At 71.6% G+C, this 21723-nt stretch carries 20 protein-coding genes; 13 read left to right on the top strand and 7 right to left on the bottom strand.

Features of this window, described 5'->3' with window-relative positions:
* Window positions 1-40 precede the first annotated feature (40 nt).
* The gene (locus ACIA47_RS09830) at window positions 41-664 is read left to right on the top strand and encodes a phosphatase PAP2 family protein (RefSeq protein ID WP_396706910.1); all 624 of its coding nucleotides are present in this window, start codon (window positions 41-43) and stop codon (window positions 662-664) included.
* 70 nt (window positions 665-734) lie between these two features.
* Here ACIA47_RS09830 and ACIA47_RS09825 read toward each other — a convergent pair whose 3' ends face one another.
* From ACIA47_RS09825 to ACIA47_RS09815, 3 genes are read right to left on the bottom strand one after another with little or no spacing between them, the layout of a single operon-like run.
* Window positions 735-1958, bottom strand: a complete 1224-nt coding sequence (locus tag ACIA47_RS09825; protein WP_396706908.1) for a hypothetical protein — start codon at window positions 1956-1958, stop codon at window positions 735-737.
* A gap of 57 nt (window positions 1959-2015) precedes the next feature.
* Window positions 2016-3701 (bottom strand): GTPase, encoded by a 1686-nt coding sequence (locus tag ACIA47_RS09820; protein ID WP_396706906.1) that lies wholly within the window; start codon window positions 3699-3701, stop codon window positions 2016-2018.
* A complete protein-coding gene (locus ACIA47_RS09815) occupies window positions 3698-5518 on the bottom strand; it encodes an ABC transporter (protein ID WP_396706904.1) in 1821 nt (606 codons plus the stop codon). The genes ACIA47_RS09820 and ACIA47_RS09815 overlap by 4 nt, the downstream gene beginning before the upstream one ends.
* Before the next feature lie 220 nt (window positions 5519-5738).
* Between ACIA47_RS09815 and dnaK the strand changes: the two genes are divergently transcribed.
* From dnaK to ACIA47_RS09790, 5 genes are all read left to right on the top strand, one after another.
* The gene (gene dnaK / locus ACIA47_RS09810; RefSeq protein WP_396706902.1) at window positions 5739-7607 is read left to right on the top strand and encodes a molecular chaperone DnaK; all 1869 of its coding nucleotides are present in this window, start codon (window positions 5739-5741) and stop codon (window positions 7605-7607) included.
* 48 nt (window positions 7608-7655) lie between these two features.
* The gene (gene grpE / locus ACIA47_RS09805) at window positions 7656-8411 is read left to right on the top strand and encodes a nucleotide exchange factor GrpE (RefSeq protein ID WP_203122906.1); all 756 of its coding nucleotides are present in this window, start codon (window positions 7656-7658) and stop codon (window positions 8409-8411) included.
* 85 nt (window positions 8412-8496) lie between these two features.
* Window positions 8497-9678, top strand: coding sequence for a molecular chaperone DnaJ (dnaJ, locus tag ACIA47_RS09800; protein ID WP_203122907.1), 1182 nt, complete (start codon window positions 8497-8499; stop codon window positions 9676-9678).
* 30 nt (window positions 9679-9708) lie between these two features.
* Entirely contained in the window at window positions 9709-10149 is a 441-nt protein-coding gene (locus ACIA47_RS09795; RefSeq protein WP_030332087.1) for a heat shock protein transcriptional repressor HspR, read from the top strand.
* A 136-nt stretch (window positions 10150-10285) separates the two neighbouring features.
* Window positions 10286-10480: a hypothetical protein gene (locus ACIA47_RS09790; RefSeq protein WP_203122908.1), complete on the top strand. Its 195-nt coding sequence runs from the start codon at window positions 10286-10288 to the stop codon at window positions 10478-10480.
* 152 nt (window positions 10481-10632) lie between these two features.
* Here ACIA47_RS09790 and ACIA47_RS09785 read toward each other — a convergent pair whose 3' ends face one another.
* The 4 genes from ACIA47_RS09785 to ACIA47_RS09770 all read right to left on the bottom strand — a co-directional run bounded on the left by ACIA47_RS09785 (window position 10633) and on the right by ACIA47_RS09770 (window position 14417).
* A complete protein-coding gene (locus ACIA47_RS09785; protein ID WP_196920473.1) occupies window positions 10633-11064 on the bottom strand; it encodes a hypothetical protein in 432 nt (143 codons plus the stop codon).
* Between the two features lie 293 nt (window positions 11065-11357).
* Window positions 11358-12572 carry a cation:proton antiporter gene (locus ACIA47_RS09780; RefSeq protein WP_203122909.1) on the bottom strand — a complete coding sequence of 405 codons (1215 nt, stop codon included), beginning with the start codon at window positions 12570-12572 and terminating at the stop codon, window positions 11358-11360.
* Window positions 12573-12577: 5 nt separating this feature from the next.
* Window positions 12578-13078 (bottom strand): cation:proton antiporter regulatory subunit, encoded by a 501-nt coding sequence (locus ACIA47_RS09775; RefSeq protein WP_203122910.1) that lies wholly within the window; start codon window positions 13076-13078, stop codon window positions 12578-12580.
* A gap of 88 nt (window positions 13079-13166) precedes the next feature.
* Window positions 13167-14417 carry an epoxide hydrolase family protein gene (locus ACIA47_RS09770; protein WP_396706899.1) on the bottom strand — a complete coding sequence of 417 codons (1251 nt, stop codon included), beginning with the start codon at window positions 14415-14417 and terminating at the stop codon, window positions 13167-13169.
* 85 nt (window positions 14418-14502) lie between these two features.
* Here ACIA47_RS09770 and ACIA47_RS09765 point away from each other — a divergent pair, with 85 nt between their 5' ends.
* The 7 genes from ACIA47_RS09765 to ACIA47_RS09735 all read left to right on the top strand — a co-directional run bounded on the left by ACIA47_RS09765 (window position 14503) and on the right by ACIA47_RS09735 (window position 21664).
* Window positions 14503-15147 carry a TetR/AcrR family transcriptional regulator gene (locus tag ACIA47_RS09765; RefSeq protein ID WP_396706897.1) on the top strand — a complete coding sequence of 215 codons (645 nt, stop codon included), beginning with the start codon at window positions 14503-14505 and terminating at the stop codon, window positions 15145-15147.
* 85 nt (window positions 15148-15232) lie between these two features.
* Entirely contained in the window at window positions 15233-17824 is a 2592-nt protein-coding gene (clpB, locus tag ACIA47_RS09760; RefSeq protein ID WP_396706895.1) for an ATP-dependent chaperone ClpB, read from the top strand.
* A gap of 176 nt (window positions 17825-18000) precedes the next feature.
* Window positions 18001-18627: a DUF4178 domain-containing protein gene (locus ACIA47_RS09755; protein ID WP_396706893.1), complete on the top strand. Its 627-nt coding sequence runs from the start codon at window positions 18001-18003 to the stop codon at window positions 18625-18627.
* Window position 18628: 1 nt separating this feature from the next.
* The gene (locus tag ACIA47_RS09750) at window positions 18629-19141 is read left to right on the top strand and encodes a DUF2617 family protein (protein WP_396706891.1); all 513 of its coding nucleotides are present in this window, start codon (window positions 18629-18631) and stop codon (window positions 19139-19141) included.
* Window positions 19138-19563 carry a DUF4247 domain-containing protein gene (locus ACIA47_RS09745; RefSeq protein ID WP_396706889.1) on the top strand — a complete coding sequence of 142 codons (426 nt, stop codon included), beginning with the start codon at window positions 19138-19140 and terminating at the stop codon, window positions 19561-19563. Before ACIA47_RS09750 ends, ACIA47_RS09745 begins: the two co-directional genes overlap by 4 nt.
* A gap of 33 nt (window positions 19564-19596) precedes the next feature.
* Window positions 19597-20019, top strand: a complete 423-nt coding sequence (locus ACIA47_RS09740) for a DUF350 domain-containing protein (protein ID WP_203122926.1) — start codon at window positions 19597-19599, stop codon at window positions 20017-20019.
* A gap of 52 nt (window positions 20020-20071) precedes the next feature.
* On the top strand, window positions 20072-21664 hold the full coding sequence (locus ACIA47_RS09735; RefSeq protein WP_396706887.1) for a polyamine aminopropyltransferase: 1593 nt from the start codon (window positions 20072-20074) through the stop codon (window positions 21662-21664).
* Window positions 21665-21723 lie beyond the last annotated feature (59 nt).

Here is a 21723-nt window from a genome sequence, read left to right as displayed (position 1 = left end):
CGGCGGCGTCCGGCGGTAGGCGCGTACCGGAGGGGGCGGCGTGGGCGGCGGTGCGGAACCCCGCCCGGTCACCACCAGGCCCGGCCCGGGGTTGCGGATCGCCCGGCTGGTCACCGAGGTGACCGCCCCGGCGGTGCTCGTGTCGCTGCTGATCATCACGGTGAGCTGGCACAGCGCCAGCCGCCCCGGTCAGGGCCTCGTCTGGGGTCTGCTCGCCACTCTCTTCGTCACCGGCATTCCGTTCGCCTACATCGTCGGCGGGGTACGCCGTGGCCGGCTCACCGACCACCACGTCGGCCGCCGGGAGCAGCGCCGGGCGCCGCTGTTGGTCGGCCTCGGTTCGGTCGCGGCGGGGCTCGCCCTTCTCGCCGTGCTCGGCGCGCCCCGCCCGGTGCTGGCACTGGCGGTGTCCGGCCTCGTCGGCCTCGTCGTCGCTGTGTCGGTCAGCCACTGGTGGAAGATGTCGATCCACTCGGCGGTGGCCGCCGGCACGCTGGTCATCCTGATGCTGACCTTCGGGACGCGGCTGGTCGTCGCCGTACCGCTGCTGGCGGTGGTCGGCTGGTCCCGGGTACGGCTGCGGGACCACACGGTGGCGCAGGTGCTGACCGGAGCTGCGCTCGGCGCCCTGATCGCCGCCGTGATCTTCGGCCTGCTGCGCTAGCCCGATCCAGGGTCCGCTGTGCTGACCCGCCCCGGGTGGGCGGCTCGTAGCCGCCCACCCTCCGACGCCGTCACGCGCCGTCGTCGGCGAGGCGGTGGCGGTTCGCCTCGATCCACGCGTCCAGCGCGGCCGGGTCGTCCGGGTCAACCCCGTCGGCCATCAGTTGCGCCACCGCGGCGGTGGCCGCGCTGCGCCGCTCACCGGTCGAGTAGAGGCGGGCGAACTCCGGCACCATCTCCTCGATCGCCTCGTCGGTGCGCGTCGCCGCCGCCTCAGGCAGCCCGCGCTGGCGCGACGCGTACCGCGCCCAGGCCCGCAGCACCCGGGGGAGCATCGCCGCGTCGTCCATGTCCAGCACGGCCCGGCGGTGCACCCAGTCGAGTAGGAAGAGCCCGGACACCGCGGGACTCCAGCGCATCGGATCGGCGTCCGGGAAGCTCGCCGAGTGGTCCAGCAGCAGGCTCAGGCAGAAGTGCAGGGAGGCCAACTCCGGGCCGTCGACGGCGTCCAGCCCGAAGCGGGCGGCCTCCGGCGCGGCGAGGAACCGTCGGACCAGGTCGGTGCGCTCGGCAGCGGAGAGTGGCTCGACCTCCGCCGGACCGGTCGGGTCGGCCGCGGTGGGCAGTATCGCCAGCCTGGCCCCGACCAACGCTCGGTCGGTGGCGAGTGACCCCTCGCCGGGCAACTCGCCCAGGTCGTCGGTGACCGCCAGATGGCGAGCCACCTCGCCCCGGAACCGGGCTGGATCTTCGGTACGGAACCAGGTTAGCTCGTCGTCGGCGCACATCTGCCGGACCTGGTCCAGGATCCGTTCGGCCGGCCCGCCCACGAAAATGTCCTTGGTGATCCCGATGTTGTGGTCCACCAGGGCCACCAACGCGTGCTCCGAGCCGCCCGACTCGTCGTCGTAGGCGAAGGTCGCGAGGTAGGAGGTCTGGTCGCCGTACACGTCTCCGTACGCCCAGGTGCCGGTGAGGTGCACCCGGCCGAGCTGGGCCGTCCAGGTGGGCGCCTGGCTGCCCGGGCGCACCCGATCGGTGCCCTCGGCGGTCGGGACGAGCGTGGCGAAGACCTGCCGGATGGTGGTCGCCGCCGTGACCCTGCGGCGGGCGGTGGCGGCGAGGAAGCCGGTGACGAACTCCCGTACGGCGGCGTCGCGGTCGGTCTCCGCGATCGCGTAGACACTGCCCAGCAGGGCGCTGCCGAGCATCTCGGCGTCGAGGGCGGACTCCAGCTTGGTCACGTCGCGTGCGGCGTGCAGCACCGCGTCGTAGGGGGTCTGAGGCGTGGCCATGCTCCGACCCTACGCCGCCTGAGGCGTACGCAGAGCGGTAGCGAGCCGCGCGGAGCGTCAGCGGCGTGCGGCGTCCCGCAGCGCGTCGCGTGCCTGCGCGTACGAGCCGAGCACGATCCGTACCGGTGTCAGCACGTACTCGTCGCCCACCTGGGCGACCCGCGCCGTCAGCCGCTGGTCGGCCCGGGCCCGGGCGCGCCGGGCGGCCCAGCGCACCACCGGCCGGGTCAACGCCGCCACCAGCAGCCCGGCCAGCAGGCCGCCGAGCAGCAGCACGGTCGGCAGCGGCACCTGGCCGACCATCGGGTTGTCCAGCGCGGGCAGGCCGAGCGCCCGCAGCGCGTAGCCGAGCACCAGCCAGCCCAGCCCGACCACGGCGGCGAGGGTGACCAACCACTGCACACCGCCGACGACCCGCCACCACAGCGGGCGACGGTCGAGGCCGAGGTCGGTGCCGGCGATCGTGCGGTCCAGGGCGTCCGGCAGGTCGCCGAGGCGGGACCGGGCGGCGGAGGTCACCGCGCCGGGCCAGGCGGCGGGCAGGTCACCGGCGGCCCGGTCGGCCACCGCGCGGATGGCGAGGCCGAGCGCCGAGCGCTGGGCGGCCGTCGGGTCCGGTACCGAGGTGGCCGCGACCAGGCTCTCCGCCGGGTCGGCCTGGTCGCCGGTCGGGCCGGGCAGGTGCAGCCGACGCAGCGGGTCGGGCCGCAACCGCCGCCAGCCCCGCACCACGGGCCAGCCGGTGGCCGCGCCGGCCCGGTGCCGGTACGCCCGCTCCACGGCCTCGGTCACCGCCGGCACCCCGGCCGCCCCGGCCAGCGCCCGGTTCAGCCCGTTGACGGCTGTGTCGTCCGGCCCGTCCGCCGGCCGGGCCGAACCGACCAGCTCGTCCAAGCCGGCGACGACAGTGTCGACGTCACCCGCGAGCCGGCGCAACGCGGCCTGCCGCTCGGCGACAGTGCGCTCCAGCGCGTTGCGCAGCCCGACCATCCCGGCCGGATCGATGGCGGTGGTGGCCAGCAGGGGCACCCCGGTCAGCCCGTCCGTGTCGAGCAGCCGACGCAGGTCGTCCAGGACCCGGGGCACCTCGGCCGGGGGCAGCCGGTCGGCCTGGTTGAGCACGACCACTGTCACCTCGCGGTGCCTGTGGAACTCGCGCAGGTAGCTGTCGTGGATGACCCGGTCGGCGTACTTCTGTGGGTCGACCACCCAGACCACCTGGTCGACCAGGCCCAGGAGTCGGTCCACCTCGAGCCGGTGCGATCGCTGCACGGAGTCGAAGTCGGGCAGGTCGAGCAGGATCAGCCCGTGCAGGGCCGTCTCGTCGTCGGCGTCCAGGGCGCTCTCCCGGACGAAACGGTGTCGGGGCAGTACGCCGATCCAGTCGAGCAGATGGTTGGCGCCCTCCAGAGGCCCCCACACGCAGGCGTGGGTGACGCCGGTGGTCGGCCGGCGGACCCCGACCGGCGAGAGTTCCAGTTGGGCCAATGCGTTGAAGAGGCTGGACTTGCCGCTGCCCGTGGCACCGGCCAGGGCGACCACTGTGTGGTCCCGGGACAGTGCGAGCCGGGTGCCGGCCCGTTCGACCACTGTGTGCGCGGGCACCAGGTCGGCGTCCGGCAGCAGACCGTCCACGGCGGTCAGGAACCGGCGTACCGCGTCCAGGCGGGCGATCAGCGCGTCGGCGTCGACCCGCTGATCCCCGCGGAAAACCTCGCGTACCCGGCCGGCGATGTTGCTCACCGGGAACCCTCCTCGTCGGCGACGGACAGGCCGCTGCGGTGCCGGGCCAGCTCGACCCGGCCGGCGGCCCGGCGCAGCCCGTCGCCGGCGTCCTCGGCGGGGCGTGCGTCGGCGGTACGGCTCAAGAACCGGTCGGCCTCCGTGTCGAGCAGCGTCCGCACCCGCTCCAGCAGGTCGGTGCGGGCCTTGGCGGCGAGGGTACGCACCGCCTGGTCGCCGAAGATCGCCTGGAGGACGGCCTGCGCGGCGACAGTGGTGCCGGCCCCGGTGGCCAGCTCCAGCCCGGTCGGGATGAACGCGGTGGAGGCGAAGACGGCGATCATCACGGCCAGCCCGGTGGCGTTCACCGCGTACGCGGCGGTGCGGGCCACGAACCGCTTGTCACCGCCCTCGACCCGGACCAGCTCCAGCACTCCGCGCTGCCAGTCCCGGACCATGCGCTCGGCGCGTTCGGGTAGGTCGTCGCTCGGGTGGGCGAGCGCCGGGTCGAGCAGCCCGGCGCCGGCCGGGTGTGCGTTCCACCCGGTGTACGCGGATTCGGCAGCCTCCGAGGCCACCCCGCGCAGCAGCGTCACCAGCTGCGACTCGATGGCGTTGCGCAGCTCGGCGGCGGGCGCCGGCCGACCGGTGACGGCGGCCACGACCCGGTCCCGCAGGCGGCCGATCCGTGCCTCCAGCGTGCGGAACAGCTCGCCGGTGCCGACGAACTCCTGCCAGCGGGCGAGCACCTCACCCCGGAGCAGCCGGCCGTCCTGGAGCCCCTGCTCGACGGTGCGCTCGGCACCCCGGTACGCGGCCCGGACCCGTTCGTCCAGCCCGTCGGCGGCGGCGAGCTGTTCGTCGGCGGCGTCGGCCAGATCTTCCACGGTGGGATGGAGTGCCGCCAGCGCCCCGTCGAGGGTCTGGCGGACCACCGCCGCCCGCGCGTCCACGTCGGCGGCCAACCGGGCGAACCAGTCGGCCAGTGGGGCGGTGACTCCCTCGGGCAGCAGCCCCTGACCGTCGACCCAGGTCTCGGGCAACACGAACAGCGGCGCCCGGCCGAGATCCTGCTCGGTGAGCATCTCGGTCAGGTGCGCGGCGATCTCGTCGGTGGCCTCGGCGGGCACCCGGTCCAGCACCATGGCGATCACCGCGCCGCGCGCCCGGGCACTGCGCAGCAGCTCCCAGGGCACCGCGTCGGCGTACCGGGCGGCGGTGGTGACGAAGAGCCACAGATCGGCGGCGGCCAGCAGTTGGGTGGCGAGCGCCCGGTTGGCGTCGACGACCGAGTCGATGTCGGGCGCGTCGAGGAAGGCCAGCCCGGCGGGCAGGGCCGGGGCGGTGACGAGGTGCAGGGCGCGCGGATCGCCGCTCGGCTCGGTGGTGCGGGTCAGCCCGGGCAGGAGGTCACCCTGCCGGAACCAGGCCGCGTCCGACGGGTTGCAGACCAGCACCGGGGAGCGGGTGGTCGGCCGGAGCACGCCGGCGGCACTGACCCGGGCCTTGACCAGGCTGTTGACCAGGGTCGACTTACCCGCGCCGGTGGAGCCGCCGACCACCACGAGCAGTGGGGCGTCCAACCGGGCGAGCCGGGGCAGCAGGTAGTCGTCGAGTTGGTCGGTGAGTGCGGTGGCGGTGTGCCGGGCAGAGTTGGCAGAGGGCAGCGCGAGGGGATACCGGGTCGCGCCGATCGCCTCCCGGAGGCCCGACAGTGCGCCGGGGAGGCTGTCGTCCCCGGTGGTGGCGGGCGGCTCCTCCGCGGCGTCCGGCGGGTCGGCGCGGGCTGCGACGGCGGGCGCACCGGAACGGGTGGCGGGATCGCCGTGCGTCGTCACCGCTAAAGCGTGCCCGACCGATGCAAGGGAAGACAACCGGACGGTAATAACGGCTGGGTTGCGTCGGGTTGACTCAAGTCAACTTGACGATTGGCCAACGCGTGGCACTATTGAGTCAAGTTCACTCAACTTGTGGTGGGGCCCGCTGCGGGCGGTGCTCGCCAGCAGCCCACGGGCGACGCCCGTCACCTGCACAACCTTACGAAGCGAGGAAGCGAAGATGGCACGTGCGGTCGGTATCGACCTCGGCACGACGAACTCCTGCGTCAGCGTTCTCGAGGGCGGTGAGCCCACCGTCATCGCCAACGCTGAGGGGTCGCGGACGACTCCTTCGATCGTCGCGTTCGCCCGCAACGGCGAGGTGCTCGTCGGTGAGGTCGCCAAGCGCCAAGCGGTTACCAACCCGGATCGGACGATCCGTTCGGTCAAGCGCGAGGTCGGCACGAACTGGTCCGTCGACATCGACGGCAAGAAGTACACCCCGCAGGAGATCTCGGCCCGGACGCTGATGAAGCTCAAGCGGGACGCGGAGGCGTACCTGGGAGAGCAGATCACCGACGCGGTGATCACCGTTCCGGCCTACTTCAACGACAGCCAGCGCCAGGCCACGAAGGAGGCCGGTGAGATCGCCGGCTTCAACGTGCTGCGGATCGTCAACGAGCCGACCGCGGCCGCCCTGGCGTACGGGCTGGACAAGGGCTCCAAGGAGCAGACCGTCCTGGTCTTCGACCTCGGCGGTGGCACCTTCGACGTGTCGCTGCTGGAGCTTGCCGAGGGCGTCGTCGAGGTCAAGTCCACCAGCGGTGACAACCAGCTCGGTGGCGACGACTGGGACCAGCGGATCATCGACCACCTGGTCAAGACGTTCCGTGGTGAGCACGGCATCGATCTCAGCCAGGACAAGATGGCCCTCCAGCGGCTCCGCGAGGCCGCCGAGAAGGCCAAGATCGAGCTGTCCGCCGCCACCACCACCAACATCAACCTGCCGTACATCACCGCCGGCGCGGCCGGCCCGCTGCACCTCGACGTGACGCTCAGCCGCGCCGAGTTCCAGCGGATGACGCAGGACCTGCTGGACCGGTGCAAGGGCCCGTTCGAGCAGGCAGTGAAGGACGCCGGGATCAAGATCTCCGACGTCGAGCACGTGATCCTGGTCGGCGGTTCGACCCGGATGCCCGCCGTGACCGACCTGGTCAAGCAGCTCACCGGTCGCGACCCCAACAAGGGCGTCAACCCGGACGAGGTGGTCGCCGTCGGCGCCGCCCTCCAGGCCGGTGTGCTCAAGGGTGAGGTCAAGGACGTCCTGCTGCTCGACGTGACCCCGCTGAGCCTGGGCATCGAGACCAAGGGCGGCATCTTCACCAAGCTGATCGAGCGCAACACCACCATCCCGACCAAGCGTTCCGAGGTCTTCACCACGGCGGACGACAACCAGCCGTCGGTGCTGATCCAGGTGTTCCAGGGTGAGCGGGAGATCGCGGCGTACAACAAGAAGCTCGGCACCTTCGAGCTGACCGGCCTCCCGCCGGCGCCGCGTGGTGTGCCGCAGATCGAGGTCGCCTTCGACATCGACGCCAACGGCATCGTCAACGTGCACGCCAAGGACCTGGGCACCGGCAAGGAACAGAAGATGACGATCACCGGCGGCTCCTCGCTGCCGAAGGACGACATCGAGCGGATGCGCCGGGACGCCGAGGAGCACGCGGAGGAGGACAAGCGCCGCCGCGACGACGCCGAGACCCGCAACGTGGCCGAGGCGCTCCAGTGGCAGACCGAGAAGTTCCTCGCCGAGAGCGGCGACAAGCTGCCCAGCGAGAACCGCGAGCAGCTCAACGAGGCGCTCGGTGAGCTGCGTGGCGCCCTCGGCGGTCAGGACATCGAGAAGATCAAGTCGGCGCACGAGAAGCTCGCTCAGGTCTCCCAGCAGGCCGGTTCGCTGCTCTACTCGTCTCAGGCCGAGCAGGGTCAGCAGCCGGGTGGCGAGCCCGGCCCGGGTGCGACCGGTGCGACCGGTGCGACCGGCGCGCAGGCCGGCGGCGCCGACGACGTGGTCGACGCGGAAATCGTGGACGAGGACGGCAAGAAGTGACCGTCGGCCTCCGACACGTTTCCACCGCGAAGGGGATGAGGTAGCCGCATGACGCAGAAGCCACGAGCCGCCGACCCGGGCGACACCGGGTCGACGCCGGGTGGCTCCGCGACCACGGAGCCGACCGGCGACGGGGAGCGGGTCGTCATCCGCAACAACCGCAAGCTCGTCGACACCGCCGAGCCGGAGGGGACCGCCACCGACGCGGAGACCGGTGTGCCGGCCGAGGGCCTGGTCGAGGACGCCGAGGTCGTGGTCGACGAGATCGAGGTCGAGGTCAACTCCACCGACGGGCCGGAGCCGTCCGGTCCGCCGGTGGTGGACGCCCCGGCGCAGCCGGTGGACGGCGGCGGCGCGGGCACCTCGCTCGGCGCCGAGTTGGAGGCGCTCCGGGCCGAGCTCGACGAGCGGACCAGGGATCTGCAGCGGGTGTCGGCGGAGTACGCCAACTACCGCAAGCGGGTCGACCGAGACCGCAGCCTCGTACAGGAGCAGGCGACCGGCTCGATACTGGCCGCGCTGCTGCCGATCCTGGACGACCTGGACCGGGCCCGGGAACACGGCGACCTGGTCGGGCCGTTCGGCACGGTGGCGGAACAACTCACCACCGCGCTGGGCAAGTTCGGCCTGAACGCCTTCGGCGAGCAGGGCGACCCGTTCGATCCGACCCGGCACGAGGCGGTCGCGCACCAGACCTCGGCCGACGTCAGCGAGCCGACCTGCGTACAGGTCATGCGACGCGGCTACCAGCTCGGTGAGCGGCTGCTGCGCCCCGCGCTGGTCGCGGTCGCGGATCCGGAATAGTGCCAGACAGTGACCGGGCCGTCCCGCCCACCGCTCAGCGGTGGGCGGGACGGCCGGGCCACCAGGGTCGGAAGGAGGTGGACCGGTGAGTTCGAAGGACTGGATCGAGAAGGACTTCTACGCCGTGCTCGGCGTGGACAAGGCCGCCTCCGCGGATGACATCAAGAAGGCGTACCGCAAGGTGGCCCGGGAGTCGCACCCGGACCACAACCCGGGCGACCTGAAGGCCGAGGAGCGGTTCAAAGCCGCGTCCGAGGCGTACAACGTGCTGTCGGACAGCGGCCGCCGTCGCGAGTACGACGAGATGCGTTCGCTCTTCGGCTCGGGCGCGTTCCGTCGCAACGCCCGGGGTGGGGGTCAGCCGGGCGGCATGCCGTTCGACGTCTCCGACATGTTCGGCGGCGGCGGGGGCGGCGATCGTCGCTTCGGCGGCGCCGGCTTCCAGGACCTGTTCAGCTCGATCTTCAGCGGCGGTCAGGCCGGTGGGCAGGCCGCACCACGCGGTCCGGCCCGTGGCCGGGACGTCGAGACCGAGGTGGCGCTGGACTTCGGCGACGCGGTGCGTGGAGTGACGCTGCCCCTGACGCTGCGCGCGCCCGGAGTCTGTGACACCTGCCACGGCAACGGGGCCAAGCCCGGCACCCAGCCGAGTACCTGCCCGGTCTGTCATGGTGCCGGCGTGACCACCCGCAACCAGGGGTCGTTCAGCTTCTCCGAGCCGTGCCGCAACTGCCAGGGCGTCGGCACCGTGGTCGAGGAGAAGTGCCCGGAGTGCCACGGCAGCGGCGGTGTCACCAAGACCCGCACCATGAACGTGCGCTTCCCGGCCGGTGTGGCCGACGGTCAACGCATCCGGCTGGCCGGGCGCGGCGAGCCGGGCGAGCGCGGCGGCCCGGCCGGCGACCTCTTCGTGCACGTCAAGGTTCGGCCGGACGAGTTGTTTGGGCGTACCGGAGACGACCTGACGCTGACCGTGCCGGTCACCTTCGCGGAGGCCGTGCTCGGCACGGACCTGAAGGTGCCCACGCTCGACGGCGCGGTGACCCTGCGGGTTCCGCCGGGGACGCCGAGCGGGCGGGTGCTGCGGGCCCGGGGCAAGGGTGTGGTCCGCCGCGACGGGCAGGCCGGTGACCTGCTTGTCACGCTGGACGTGGTGGTGCCGGCCCGGTTGTCGGACGAGGCGCGCACGGCGCTGGAGTCGTTCGCCGAGCAGACCCCGCCGGCGGCCCGGGAACATCTCGACGCACGGGTGCGTCGAGCCAGTTAGTCCGGTGGAATGGACGCGGAGGTGAGCGGGATGTCGGGCGAGTTCCTCGGTTCGGGCGACCCTGCCTACGAGGCCAAGGTGCTGATGATCTCGGTTGCGGCGCGGATGGCGGGGATGCACCCACAGACCCTGCGCCAGTACGACCGACTGGGGCTGGTGCAGCCCGGCCGGGCGGCTGGTGGCGGGCGCCGCTACAGCGTCCGCGACGTGGTGCTGCTGCGCGAGGTGCAGCGGCTCAGCCAGGACGACGGGATCAACCTGGCCGGCGTCAAGCGGATCATCGGGCTGGAGCGGCTGCTGGAGCAGGCGCAGCAGCGGGTGGCTCGGCTGGAGGCGGAGCTGGACGCCGCGTACCGCCGGGTGGCGGAGCTGGAGTCGCTGGCCCGCTTCCCGGGCCGGGATCTGGTGCCGACCAACCGCACGTCCACCGCCCTGGTGGTGTGGCGCCCCCGCCGCACGCCCGATCGCTGACCTGCCGCTCACCCGGATCTGTCTTCTCGGCCCGGACCGCGCTGGATTCCCGGCGCGGTCCGGGCCGCTTCGGTTAGCCTGTCGATAAGGGTCCAATCGGCTTAATCCGGACCTACCGGCATGGCGAGGGGGAGCGATGGCGGAGCCGGCGAAGAAGATGGCCCAGCAGACGGAGGACCGGTTGGAGAACCTGGCCGAGACCGTCCGCGAGAAGTTCGACAAGGTCGCCGAGGGGACCTACCGGGACCGGATCATCGCGGGCCGGTTCGCCGAAGACGGCGACCGTGCCGGCGAACGGGGCCGAGCCGAGACGGAACGCAAGCAGGACTGACCGGTGACCGACGTGCGGGCCGGGACCCACGGGGGGTCCCGGCCCGTTCGGGGCGCGGCGATCTTGCACTTAGGGATGACGAAATGTGTAGCTTCGTGTAATAGGTCGGGACAGAAAGTGCAAGATCGACGCAATGAACGGGTCGATCCAGTTCAGCCGAGGCGGCGGTTTTCGCGGACCAGGCCGCCCTCGCACCAGTCCCGATAGACGAAGAGCTCGGGTCGGGCCAGTAGCACCCGGCCGTTGTGCGCCCAGATCCTCATCAGGTCGTCGCCGTCCCGCTCGGCCTGTTCGACGAGCTTGCGGAAGCGGCGCTTGGGGTGGGCGCGGAAGTTCGTCCGGATGCCGTCGGCCGCGTAGATGTAGAGGCAGTGCAGCGCGAAACGTCGGGCCGGGCAGGTGGGATCCATGGCTAACTCGAAGAGCGTCAACACCAGTCGGTCGCCGGAGACCAGCAGGTCCCAGTCGGGTGGCATCGAGGCCAACGGCACCGAATCGGGCTTGTACGCCCAAGCTCGCAACTCCGCCGGAGTCGGATCGACGGGGTTGGCGAAGCCGTGGAACGTCGACTCCTGCACGCTCACCGGCCAACCTTCCGCTCTCGCCCGCGTCTGGCAACGCTGCCTGCGGACCGTGGCTGCTGGGGCGAAACGGTAACCCGCCGTCGGGTGCTGCGGTAGTCCCCGTCGGGAGCAATTCCGCAACCGTTGGCATGGGCGGGTCCATTGCATCGACAGCGCGGCCGATGATGCCCCTGTGGCACGAGGACGTCGCACTCTTCGCGGCGCGACCCGATGAAGACCAGTTGGTCGATGTGGCCAGCGTCTTCCACCGTCGCGAGGGTGCGACCCACGCAGCCGCGGCGTTCAGGTGGAGCTCAGTGGAGTGAGTCGGCGACCGGAATCCGCTCCTGCCGCTGGGCCGCCGCGCGGTTGCGCAGCCACCGCTTGAACCACGGGAAGTCGGGCAGTCGGGCCAGGATCGGCCCGGTCACCACGGTGATCAGAACGTACGTCGCGGCCAGCGCTGCCAACCGCGGCTCGACACTTCCGGCGGCGACCGCGAGCCCGGCGATGACGATGGAGAACTCACCTCGCGGTACGAGTGCCAGGCCGGCCCGCCATCGACCGGGTTCCGCGATGCCGACCCGGCGGGCGGCGAGGTAACCGGTGAGGGTCTTCGTCGCCATGGTGACCACTGCCAACGCGAGCGCCGGCAGCAGCACCGGCGGGATGTCCCGTGGGTCGGTGACCAGGCCGAAGAAGACGAAGAACACCGCCGCGAACAGGTCCCGCAGCGGCGAGAGCAACTCGGTCGCGTGGTGCGCCACCGGGCCGGAGAGCGCGATGCCGACCAGGAACGCGCCGACCGCCGCCGACACCTGGAGCTTCGCCGCGAGCCCGGCGATCAGCAGGGTCAGACCGAGTACGCCGAGCAGCAGCGCCTCCGGGTCCTTCGCCGACAGGGCAGAGGAGATGAGGTGGCCGTACCGGATGGCGACCACCAGCACGAGCAGCACCGTGCCCACCGCGACGGCGAGTGCGATGCCGCCACCGAGCAGGCCGGTGCCGGCCAGGACGGCGGTGACCAGCGGCAGGTAGAGCGCCATCGCCAGGTCCTCGATCACGAGGACCGAGAGGATCACCGGGGTTTCCCGGTTACCGAGCCGTCCCAGGTCGGCGAGGACCTTGGCGATCACGCCGGAGGAGGAGACCCAGGTGATGCCGCCGAGGACCAGGGCGGCGACCCAGTCCCAGCCGAGCAGCAGGGCGAAGGCCGCGCCGGGCAGCGCGTTGAACACGCCGTCGATCAGCCCTGCCGGGGCCGCCGACCGGAGGTTGCCGACCAGTTCGTTGGCCGAGTACTCCAGGCCGAGCATCACCAGCAGCAGGATGACGCCGATCTCGGCGCCCACCGCGAAGAATTCCTCGCTGGCACCCAGCGGGAGTAGCCCGCCGTGCCCGAAGGCCAGCCCGGCGAGCAGGTAGAGAGGGATTGGTGACAGACCTACCCGGCGGCTCAGCCGACCGAGGACGCCAAGAAGCAGCAGCAGCGCGCCGACTTCGACGAGCAGAGTGGTGGAATCGTGCATCCGCCTCAGCCGTCCGGGTCACTGTCGGCGAGGATGGCGGACACGCCGTCGAGACCCCTACGGGTCCCGACAACGACCACCACGTCGCCGGCCGCGAAGCGGAAGGAGGGGAGTGGCGAGACGATGACTTCGCCTTCGCGCAGCACCGCCACGATGGAGGCGCTGGTGCGGGTACGCGCCTTGGTGTCGCCGAGCCTCCGGTTGACGTACGGGGAACCGGCCGTGATGGCGATCTGCTCGGTGAGCAGACCGGCGGCCTGCTCGCGGAGCCCGGAGAGCTGGCCGAGCATCAGCGACGCGCCGAGGATGTCGGCCAGAGCTTCGGCCTCGTCGTCGGTCAGCGGAATGTCGGCCTGGCACGCGTCGGGGTCGTCGGGATCGTAGAGGACGAGATCACGGCGGCCGTTGCGGTGGGAAACGACGCCCAGGCGGCGTCCAGACTCCGTCACCAGATCGTGACGTACCCCGATCCCGGGTAAGGCGGTCTGCTCGACACGTACTCGCACCCTCCAAGGCTACCGCTTCGTGAACAGAGCGCAGATCTTGGACGGACAGCCCCTAGGAGAGAGCCGTCCACCGTGATCGACTCGGTTTTCAAGATGTCGCGGTGTCCTGGCGGTGCGGATACCGCGACTTTCTGAAAGTCGAGTGGATCAAGCGGTCGGTGCCCGCCCCGGTCGAGCGGAGCGGGCACCGGTCAATTCGGGTCAGCGGAGGCTGGCGAAGAACTCGCGGATGTCGGTGACCAGCACCTCGGTGGCCTGGTGGGCTGCGTAGTGGCCGCCGACGTCTCCCCCGGCCGTCGACGTCGGCCTCGTACGCCGTCCACCGGACGATGTTCGCGTGGTCCCGCTCGGCGAAGCGGCGGATGGACTGGAAGTCGCCGGGGAACATGGCCAGCGCGGTCGGAGCGGTGGTCGGCTCGGTCGGCGGCTCGCCGGCGTGCGCGTCCTCCCAGTAGAGCCGGATCGCCGAGGCGGCCGTGCCGGTGAACCAGTAGAGCGTCACGTTGGCCAGGATGAAGTCGGCGTCCAGGCTCTCGTCGAAGAGCTGGGCGTTCCAGGCGAGCAGCCCCACCGGCGAGTCGGCCAGCGCGAACGCCAGGGTCTGCGGCTGCTGACTGTGCACCTGATTGAAGGAGAACTTGTTCTCGTAGAACCACTGGAGGTGCCCGAGCGCCGCCTGGTCGGCCTCGGAGAGCCCGGCGAACTCGGCCGGGTCGCCGGAGGGGAACGAGAAGAGCTGGGTGACGTGTACGCCGAGCACCCGCTCCGGATCGACCCGGCCCAGCTCCGGCGCGATCATCGAGCCTGCGTCGTTGCCGACTGCGCCGTAGCTGGCGTACCCCAGGCGGTCCATCAGCTCGGCCCAGGCGCGGGCGATGCGGAACCGGTTCCAGCCGGCGCCGCGGGTCGGGCCGGAGAAGCCGAAGCCCGGCAGTGACGGGACGACCACGTGGAAGGCCGGCGCGTCCGGGTCGGTCGGCTCGGTGAGCGGGGCGATCACGTCGAGGTACTCCAGCACCGAGCCGGGCCAGCCGTGGGTGAGCACCAGGGCTGTGGCGTCCGGCCGGGACGACCGGACGTGCAGGAAGTGGATCCGCTCGCCGTCGATCTCGGTGACGAACTGCGGGTGAGCGTTCAGGCGGGCCTCGACGGCACGCCAGTCGAACTCGCCCCGCCACCGGTCGACGAGGGCGCGCACCCGGTCGGTGCTCATCCCGTACGAGTCGCCGGTGCCGGTCAGGTGGGCGGGCCAGATGGTGCGGCCCAGCCGGTCGGCCAAATCGTCGAGGGCGGTCTGCGGGATCTCGACGCGGAACGGGCGGATCGCGGTGTCGCTCATGCCGGAACTCCTTCGGAACGGAATGTTTCGTTCTGCAATCACGATATCAGACCGGAACGATCCGTTCCACTGTTAGGCTGAGGGCATGTCAACGACTTCCGGCAAGACGCTGGGCGGTCGCCGCGCCCAGGCCGCCCGCAACGACGAGGTGATCCTCGAAGCCGCCCGCGCCGTCTTCCTCGACGACCCGAAGGCCCCGATCGCCGCCGTCGCCGAACGCGCCGGCGTCGGCATCAGCGCGCTCTACCGGCGGTACGCGGGCAAGGAGGACCTGCTGCGTCAGCTCTGCCACGACGGGCTGCGCCGGTACGTCGCGGAGGCCGAGACCGCCCTCGCCGAGCCGGACGACTGGGCCGCGTTCACCGATTTCCTGGCCCGGGTGGTCGACGCCGACGTGCACTCGCTCACCGTCCACCTGGCCGGCACCTTCACCCCGACCGAGGAGATGGGCCGGGACGCGATGCGCGCCGGTGAGTTGGCCACCGCCCTGTTCGATCGGGCCCACGCCAGCGGGCGGCTCCGCCCCGACGCTGTCGTACACGATCTGGGGTTGTTGTTGGAGGCGTGCGCCGCGGTCCGCGTACCCGATCCGGAGCGGACCCGCCAACTGCGCCGCCGGCAGCTCGCGGTCCTGCTGGCCGGCCTGTCGTCGGTGCCGGACGCGGACCCGCTGCCCGGCCCGCCCCCGGCGGCCGGCGAGTTCGACTGGCGGTGGCGGCGCCGGGAGTGACGGGCGTCACGCGCTAAGGTTGAGCGGAATACGCTCAACTCTGGTTGTGTCCAACCCAATGGACAACGCCGATCCGGGGGAGCCCATGAACACCGAAAGACTCACCACCAAGAGCCGCGAAACCATCACGGGCGCTGTCGCGCTGGCCAACCAGCGTGGTCACGCCACGGTGGAGCCGTGGCACCTGCTCCTGTCACTCCTGGACACCGACGGCTCGACCGCCACCGGCCTGCTGCGCGCCGTCGGGGCCGACCCGACCGAGCTGCGCCAGGCCGCCCAGCGCGCGGTCGACAACCTGCCGGCCGCCCGCGGCTCCAGCATCGCCGAGCCGACGTTGGCTCGGGAGTTCGTCAACGCCATCGGCGCCGCCGAGCAGATCGCCCGGCCGCTGGGCGACGAGTACACCTCCACCGAGCACCTGCTCGCCGGCCTGGCCCGGGTGGGCGGAGCGGTGTCCGGCGCGCTGAAGACCGCCGGTGCAACCGAGGAGGCTTTGGTCGCCGCCTTCCCGACCGTTCGCGGTGGGGACCGTCGGGTCACCACCGCCGACCCCGAGCAGACCTACCAGGCTCTCACCAAGTACGGCGTCGACCTCACCGCCAGCGCCCGGGACGGCAAGATCGACCCGGTCATCGGCCGGGACTCCGAGATCCGTCGGGTCATCCAGGTGCTCTCGCGGCGTACCAAGAACAACCCGGTGCTGATCGGTGAGCCCGGCGTCGGCAAGACCGCGATCGTCGAGGGCCTGGCCCAGCGGATCGTCACCGGCGACGTGCCCGAGTCCCTGCGCGACAAGAAGCTGATCTCGCTGGACCTCGGCGCGATGGTCGCCGGCGCGCAGTACCGCGGCCAGTTCGAGGAGCGACTGAAGTCCGTCCTGGAGGAGATCAAGAACTCCAACGGGCAGGTCATCACCTTCCTCGACGAGCTGCACACCGTCGTCGGCGCCGGCAAGGGCGAGGGCTCGATGGACGCCGGCAACATGCTCAAGCCGATGCTGGCCCGTGGTGAGCTGCGGATGGTGGGCGCCACCACGTTGGACGAGTACCGCGAGCACATCGAGAAGGACCCGGCGCTGGAGCGCCGTTTCCAGCCGGTGCTGGTCGGTGAGCCCACCATCGAGGACACCATCGGCATCCTGCGCGGGCTCAAGGAGCGCTACGAGGTCCACCACGGCGTACGGATCACCGACGCCGCGCTGGTGGCCGCCGCGACGCTGTCCGACCGTTACATCACCGACCGGTTCCTGCCGGACAAGGCGATCGACCTGGTCGACGAGTCCGCGTCCCGGCTCCGGATGGAGATCGACTCCCGTCCGGTCGAGGTGGACGAGATCGAGCGGGCGGTCCGCCGGTTGGAGATCGAGGAGATGGCCCTGGCCAAGGAGCCGGACGCCGCCTCGGCCCAGCGGTTGGAGCGGCTCCGCAAGGAGTTGGCCGACAAGCGCGAGCAGCTCACAGTGCTCTCCGAACGCTGGCAGACGGAGAAGAGCCACATCACCAAGCTCTCCACCGCCAAGGAGGAGTTGGAACGCCTCGGCGGTGAGGCCGAGCGGGCGGAGCGGGACGGCGAGCTGGAACGCGCCGCCGAGCTGCGCTACGGCCGGATTCCCGCCCTGAAGGTCGAGCTGAAGCAGGCCGAGGAGGAGCTGGCCCAGCTCCAGGCCGACGGCGCGATGCTCAAGGAGGAGGTCGGCGCGGACGACATCGCCGCGGTGGTCGCCTCCTGGACCGGCATCCCCGCCGGCCGCCTGCTGGAGGGTGAGACGGCCAAGCTGCTGCGGATGGAGGAGTCGCTGGGCGGCCGGGTGGTCGGCCAGGCCGAAGCGGTCGGCGCGGTTTCCGACGCGGTACGCCGTGCCCGGGCCGGTATCGCCGACCCGGATCGCCCGACCGGCAGCTTCCTCTTCCTCGGCCCCACCGGCGTCGGCAAGACCGAGCTGGCCAAGGCTCTCGCCGAGTTCCTCTTCGACGACGAGCGGGCCATGGTCCGCATCGACATGAGCGAGTACGGCGAGAAGCACTCGGTCGCTCGCCTGGTCGGTGCCCCGCCCGGCTACGTCGGTTACAACGAGGGTGGTCAGCTCACCGAGGCGGTGCGCCGACGGCCGTACTCGGTGGTGCTGCTGGACGAGGTGGAGAAGGCCCACCCGGACGTCTTCGACGTGCTGCTCCAGGTGCTCGACGACGGCCGGCTCACCGACGGCCAGGGCCGCACTGTGGACTTCCGCAACGCGATCCTGATCCTCACGTCCAACCTCGGGTCGTCGGTGATCAGCGACCTGACGCTCGCCGACGAGCAGCGCCGGGAGGGTGTGCTGGCCGTGGTCCGGTCGCACTTCAAGCCGGAGTTCCTCAACCGGCTGGACGACATCGTGGTCTTCGCCTCGCTGCGCGGGGACGACCTGCGCTCCATCGTCGACATCCAGCTGGACCGGATGCGAAACCGTCTTGCGGACCGCCGACTGGCACTGGACGTCGCCGAGTCCGCCCGTCAGTGGCTGGCCGAGCACGGCTACGACCCGATCTACGGTGCGCGACCGCTCCGTCGCCTGGTCCAGACCGCAATCGGAGACCAACTGGCGAAGGCCCTCCTGTCCGGCCAGATCCGCGACGGCGAAACGGTGAAGGTGGACCGCGCCACCGAAACCAACACCCTCTCCGTAACCGCCGCCTGATCCGTCGCACCCGGGCCGATCCCGCCTCGCAGGCGGGGTCGGCCCGACCCGTTCTGCGCCCCCACCGGCGCCCCACCGGGACGCTCCGTAGCTGCCGTATCACCAGACAATGATGTGTTTCTCCAGGTGCGCGGGGTTGTTACCGTTCCCGCCGACGCACTTGGGAGGTGGTCGGCATGAACGGTCCCGTGGCTTACCTGGTGACGACGCTGGGGTGTCTGATCGGAGTCGCCGGGGTCGTGGTGGCGGTGGTGGCGGTACGCAAGGGCCGTACTGCCGCCCGACCGGCGGCACCCGTAGACCCGTTCCGGGACACCGACAGTGACGCGCTCCGCGGCGACCCGCGCAGGCTCAAGCCCGGCGACATCGTCGAGATCCGCCGGGTGTCGTACGCGGTCCGGGGCTCGGTGCATCTGAATGAGGGCGGCTGGAGCTGGGCCGAGCACCTGCTGGACACCGTCGAGGGCGACAAGCGCTGGCTCTCCGTGGAGGAGGACCCGGACCTGGAGCTGGTGCTGTGGACCGCCGAGCCGGCCGCCACGATCACCCCGGGTGCGTCCACCCTCGACTTTGCCGGCCGCCGCTACGCCTCGGAGGAGTCCGGTCAGGCCTGCTTCACGGCCACCGGCAGCACCGGCCTCGACCCCAGTGGCACCCTTCGATACCACGACTACCGGGCCCAGGGCGGCGAACGGCTTTCCTTCGAGGCGTACGGCCAGGCCGGCTGGGAGGTCGCCCGGGGCGAGCAGTTGCACCGCGCCGACGTGATGGTGTACCCGCAGGCCGGGCCGGAGGCCAGCTGACGTGTTGGTGAGCCTCCACACCCAGTACGTCGACACCTGCGCCGCCGACCTGAGCCTGGCACTCGGCGGCCCGGAGCGGCCCGCGCTGCACGTCCGCGACCTCACGCTGCCCGGGGACGTCCGGCTGCGGCTGCGCCTGCTCGGCGCGTCCCACCAGGTAGTGCTGGCCGAACCCGGCGGTGCGGCCGGACTCACCGAGACGGTCGCCTGCCTGCCTGGTCGACCGCCGCACCTACCCGGCGCCCTGCACGACGAGGCGGGCGGCTACCGCTTCACCGCCAGCGTGCTGCGCCCCACCGACGGTGATTTGCACACCCGGATCGCCGGGCTCCGCGCCGACCTGGCCGACGACCCGTACGCCCTGGTCGGAGTCTTTCCCGGTGACCCGGACGCGGTCACCGCGCTGGCCGTGCGCACCGACCTGCCGCACCGGTCGGTCGGCTGGCGTACCTGGCACGCGTACCCCCAGACCAATGAGCTGGTCCTGACCGAGACGGTGGTGGCACTGCGATGACGTACCGACGCTGGTTCGTGGTGGGCGCGGCGGCCGCCGTGGTCGGCGTGCTGGTCGCGACCTTCGCGCTTGTCAACGGCACCTTCTCCCCGCGCGCCTACGTGCAGGACAAGTATTCGCGAGCGGCCAGCCGGGACATCGGCCGGGAAGCGACCGCGTACACCTCGTCCAAGTCACCGGCCACTGTCGCCAAGGAACTGACCGACGCGTGGAAGCCGTCCGACCGGTACGCCGACGGCAGCGGCGTCTACCTGCGCTACGACGACGACTCGGTGGTGATCCTGCCGATCGCCGCCGGCTCGGTGATCCTGCTCGAGGACATGGACACCGCTCACCCCCGCTACCACTCGACCGTCGGGTCGTACTGGGGCTGGGGACGCGGCAGCAGCGTTCGGGGCGGCGGCCCCGGCGCCGGCAAGTAGCCCGACGCCCGACCCTTCACCTGGAGCCCCTCCGTGCAGAACCTCGTCACCGACCTGCTGGCCACCCTCGCCTTCGGCGCGGTCGGCGTCGTCCTCATGGGCGTCGGCTACGCGCTGGTCGACCTGACCACTCCTGGCAGGCTCCACGAACTGATCTGGACCGAGCGTAACCGCAACGCGGCGCTGCTGCTCGCGTCCAACCTGCTCGGCGTCGGCACCATCGTGGTCGCGGCGATCGTCGCCAGCGACGACGACTTCGCCCTGGGGCTGGTCGGCGCGGCGGCGTACGGGATCGTCGGTCTGGTCATCATGGCCGCCGCGTTCCTGCTGCTCGACGCGGTGACCCCGGGCCGGCTCGGCGAGCTGCTGGTCGACCCGGAGCCGCACCCCGCCGTGTGGGTGTCGGCAGTGGTGCACCTGGCCACCGGCGCGATCATCGCCGCCGCGATCCTCTGATGACCGGGGGACCGCGACCGGGCGGTGCCAGCCGGCCGTACCCGGGGCAGTCATGAGCACCGGGGCGCCGCCGGTGCTCGACGGCGGCACCGAGGCCCGGCCGCACTGGCGGCTGGCCCGCGCGGCGGTGCTGGTCGCGGTCTTCGTCTGCGCCGCCTGCGGGCTGGTCTACGAGCTGGCCCTGGTCGCGCTCGGCAGCTACCTGATCGGCGACACCATCGGGCAGGCGTCGATCGTGCTCGGCGTGATGGTTTTCGCGATGGGGGTCGGCGCGCTGGTCGCGAAGCCGTTGCAGCCCCGGGCCGCCGCTGCGTTCGCGGTGATCGAACTGACCCTGGCCCTGCTCGGTGGTCTGTCCGTGCTCGGCCTCTACGCCGCCTTCGCCTGGCTCGACCTGTACGGCCCGGCGCTGGTCGGCACCGCCTTCGTGCTGGGCCTGCTGATCGGCGCGGAGATTCCGCTGCTGATGGTGATGCTGCAGCGCATCCGCGAGCAGGCCGCCGGCAGTGCGGTGGCCGACCTGTTCGCCGCCGACTACGTCGGCGCGCTGCTCGGCGGGCTCGCCTTCCCGTTCCTGTTGATCCCCGTCTTCGGCCAGCTCAAGGGTGCTCTGGTGGTCGGCGCGGTGAACGCGGTGGCCGGTCTCGCCCTGGTCTGCACGGTGTTCCGAAGGGAGCTGAGCCGCCGGGCCCGGCTCGTCCTCGGCGCCGGCTCTGTCGTGGTCGCGCTCTGCCTGGGGTACGCCTGGGTGACCGCCGCCGACTTCGAGGTGACCGCCCGGCAGCAGCTCTACCGGGACCCCGTGGTGTACGCCGAACGCTCCCGGTACCAGGAGATCGTGCTGACCCGGTCGGTGCGGGAGGTCGGCCACGCCGACACCGACCTGCGGTTGTTCCTCAACGGTGATCTCCAGTTCAGCTCGGTCGACGAGTACCGCTACCACGAGGCGCTGGTGCATCCGGCGATGGGCGGCCCGCGCGGCGACGTACTGGTTCTCGGTGCCGGCGACGGCCTCGCCGTCCGGGAGATCCTGCGATACCCGGACGTCCGTCGGGTGACAGTGGTCGACCTCGACCCGGCGGTGGTGGCGCTGGCCAGCACCGTGCCGCAGCTGCGGGCGCTCAACGGCGGCTCGCTCGACGACCCCCGCGTACGGGTGCTGAACACTGACGCGTTCGGCTGGCTGCGCACCGCCGCCGAGCGCTTCGACGTGGTGGTCGCCGACCTGCCCGACCCGGACGAGACGGCCACCGCCAAGCTCTACACCGTCGAGTTCTACGCGCTGATCAGGTCGGTGCTCGCGGAGCAGGGACGGCTGGTGGTGCAGTCCGGCTCGCCGTACTTCGCGCCCCGCTCATACTGGTCGATCGATGCGTCGGTGCGGGAAGCCGGCTTCGCCACAGTGCCGTACCACGTCGACGTACCGTCCTTCGGCGACTGGGGTTTCCTGCTCGCCACGGCGGGAACCGTCCCGCCGGTGCTGGAACTGCCGGCCGACGCGCCCCGGCTGCGTTTCCTCGACCCGGACGTGCTGCGGGCGGCGGCGGCCTTTCCCGCCGACCGCGCCCGCCTGAACGTGCCCCCCAGCACCCTGCTCCAACCGAGGGTCCTCGACTATGCCCGCGCAGAGTGGCGCGGCTACTGACCCCCACCACCTGGCGCCTGAAGAAGGCGGCTGTGTCAGGAGAGAGTCCGCTCATGGCG

The sequence above is a fragment of the Micromonospora sp. NPDC051227 genome, from assembly GCF_044455385.1.
Lineage (GTDB): Bacteria > Actinomycetota > Actinomycetes > Mycobacteriales > Micromonosporaceae > Micromonospora.
This window is presented reverse-complemented; position numbering and strand designations above follow the sequence as displayed.

Bases quoted from the DNA above. Each gene is read 5' to 3' on its own strand.
- ACIA47_RS09825 (WP_396706908.1), bottom strand. From the start codon at position 1,958: ATGGCCACGCCTCAGACCCCCTACGACGCGGTGCTGCACGCCGCACGC.
- dnaK (WP_396706902.1), top strand. From the start codon at position 5,739: ATGGCACGTGCGGTCGGTATCGACCTCGGCACGACGAACTCCTGCGTC.
- grpE (WP_203122906.1), top strand. From the start codon at position 7,656: ATGACGCAGAAGCCACGAGCCGCCGACCCGGGCGACACCGGGTCGACG.
- ACIA47_RS09795 (WP_030332087.1), top strand. From the start codon at position 9,709: ATGTCGGGCGAGTTCCTCGGTTCGGGCGACCCTGCCTACGAGGCCAAG.
- ACIA47_RS09790 (WP_203122908.1), top strand. From the start codon at position 10,286: ATGGCGGAGCCGGCGAAGAAGATGGCCCAGCAGACGGAGGACCGGTTG.
- ACIA47_RS09780 (WP_203122909.1), bottom strand. From the start codon at position 12,572: ATGCACGATTCCACCACTCTGCTCGTCGAAGTCGGCGCGCTGCTGCTG.
- ACIA47_RS09770 (WP_396706899.1), bottom strand. From the start codon at position 14,417: ATGAGCGACACCGCGATCCGCCCGTTCCGCGTCGAGATCCCGCAGACC.
- ACIA47_RS09765 (WP_396706897.1), top strand. From the start codon at position 14,503: ATGTCAACGACTTCCGGCAAGACGCTGGGCGGTCGCCGCGCCCAGGCC.
- clpB (WP_396706895.1), top strand. From the start codon at position 15,233: ATGAACACCGAAAGACTCACCACCAAGAGCCGCGAAACCATCACGGGC.
- ACIA47_RS09755 (WP_396706893.1), top strand. From the start codon at position 18,001: ATGAACGGTCCCGTGGCTTACCTGGTGACGACGCTGGGGTGTCTGATC.
- ACIA47_RS09745 (WP_396706889.1), top strand. From the start codon at position 19,138: ATGACGTACCGACGCTGGTTCGTGGTGGGCGCGGCGGCCGCCGTGGTC.
- ACIA47_RS09735 (WP_396706887.1), top strand. From the start codon at position 20,072: ATGAGCACCGGGGCGCCGCCGGTGCTCGACGGCGGCACCGAGGCCCGG.